This is a genomic window from Actinotalea ferrariae CF5-4 (assembly GCF_000603945.1).
In the GTDB taxonomy this organism is placed as follows: domain Bacteria; phylum Actinomycetota; class Actinomycetes; order Actinomycetales; family Cellulomonadaceae; genus Actinotalea; species Actinotalea ferrariae.
The window spans coordinates 1-1,929 of record NZ_AXCW01000377.1; the positions used below are offsets into that span (position 1 = coordinate 1).

Sequence of the window (1,929 nt, forward strand, 5' to 3'; positions counted from 1 at the left end):
CGGGCGGTCGCGACGGCGACGCGCAAGGTCGACCTGCGCGTGGTCGAGGACGAGGTCGACGCGATCTTCTGCGCCTACCTGGCGTGGCGCTGGGCGCGCCGGGACCCGTGGCTGCGGGTCGTCGGGGACGTGCGCGAGGGCTACATCGTCGTCCCGGAGCCGCCGACGCGGTGACCCGTGCCGCCCGCAGTCCAAGGCCTCAACGGGGAAGGCTCGTGGCGCCATCCGCCACGAACCTTCCCCCATCGTCAGAGGGGTCGGGGCAGGGGAGAGGGGGCAGGGGAGCGGAGCGGGGCGGGTCACGCCCGGCGGAGGACCGCCACGAGGAAGTCGGACTCCGGGGTGAACGGGCGCAGGTCCCACGTCTCCAGCGCCAGGTCCAGCCGCAGGCCGGCCCGCTCGACGTCGGCGAAGAACTCCCCGAACGGGTACCCGCGCCCGGCGCCGAACCCGACGACGGCGCGCCCGTCCGGCGCCAGGTGCGCGGCCATCCGCCGCAGCACGTCGACCTCCGTCCCGGGCGCGAGGAACGTCATGACGTTGCCCGCGCACACGATGAGGTCGAACGGCTCCGTGACGCCGCGCGCCGGCAGGTCGAGGTCGACCAGGTCGCCCACCAGCCACGTCGGGCCCGGGGCGTCCTCCTCGGCCGCCGCGATGAGCACCGGGTCGACGTCCACCCCGACGACGACGTGCCCGCGCCGGTGCAGCTCGCCGCCCACCCGACCGGGCCCGCACCCGGCGTCCAGGACCCGCGACCCGCGGGGCAGCATCGCGTCGACCGTCCGGGCCTCGCCGGCGAGGTCCGCGCCGTCCGCCCGCATCCGGCGGAAGCGCTCGACGTACCAGTGGGAGTGGTCGGGGTCCGCCTCGACCTTGCGCGTCCAGCGGCTGCGGCGGTCCGGGTCCGGCGTCGTCATGCCCGGGACGCTACCCGGCGCGGTCGACCTACCCCCGTCGCGTTCGCCATAACAAGTGCACGAAGTACGGCGTCCCGACCAGGGCCGTGACCAGCCCGACGGGCAGCTGGCCGGGGGCCACGACCGTCCGCCCGACCGTGTCCGCGACGCTGACCAGCAGGGCGCCGAGCAGCAGCGCGACCGGCAGCGCGCGGTGATGCGCGGACCCGACCAGACGCCGCGCGAGGTGCGGGGCCACCAGCCCGACGAACCCGACGACGCCCACGGCCGAGACCGCCGACGCCGTCAGCGCCCCGGCCAGGACGAGCAGGCGCAGCCGCGCCGGGGCGAGAGGCACGCCGAGCACCCGCGGGGTGTCGTCGTCGAGGGAGAGCAGGTCCAGCGTCCGGGCCCCGGCGAGCGCCAGCGGCAGCGCCACGGCCAGCGCCACGAGACCGGGCACGCTCTGCTCGAGCGAGCGCCCGTAGGTCGACCCGGACAGCCAGGTGAGCGCCGCCGTCGTGCTCCAGGGGTTCGTCACGACGACGACGACGGTGGTGATCGCGCTCGCCGCCGCTCCGACACCCACCCCGACCAGCACGACGCGGTCCGAGCCGAGCCCGCCGCGCCGGGCCAGCGCCCACACGAGCACGAAGGCGACGGTCGCGCCCATCGCCGCCGCACCGGAGATCTGCCACACCCCCGCGGACGGCACGACCCCGATGAGCAGCACCGCACCCACGCCCGCGCCGCCGGTGATGCCGAGCAGCCCCGGCTCGGCGAGCGGGTTGCGCGCCACCGCCTGGACGAGCATCCCGGCGAGGCCGAGCGCCGCGCCGGCGACCACCGCCGCGAGCACCCGCGGCACCCGCTGGTCGAGCACGAACGTCACCTGCCCGCCCGCGCGCCCCTCGAGCCACAGCGCGACGTCCCCGAGCAGCAGGAGGCGGTCGCCGAGCAGGAGCGCGGCGACCACCGCGGCCCCGAGCAGGGCGACGACGACGGCGCTCGTGGTGGCCACCCGCGCCCG

At 77.0% G+C, this 1,929-nt stretch carries 2 protein-coding genes; both read right to left on the bottom strand.

What is annotated here, in order from left to right; translation table 11 throughout:
* Positions 1-299: 299 nt before the first annotated feature.
* Positions 300-920 carry a class I SAM-dependent methyltransferase gene (locus tag N866_RS17955; protein ID WP_034229226.1) on the bottom strand — a complete coding sequence of 207 codons (621 nt, stop codon included), beginning with the start codon at positions 918-920 and terminating at the stop codon, positions 300-302.
* 28 nt (positions 921-948) lie between these two features.
* Positions 949-1,929 (bottom strand): iron chelate uptake ABC transporter family permease subunit (locus N866_RS17960; RefSeq protein WP_034229229.1); only part of this gene is annotated, 981 nt, incomplete at its 5' end.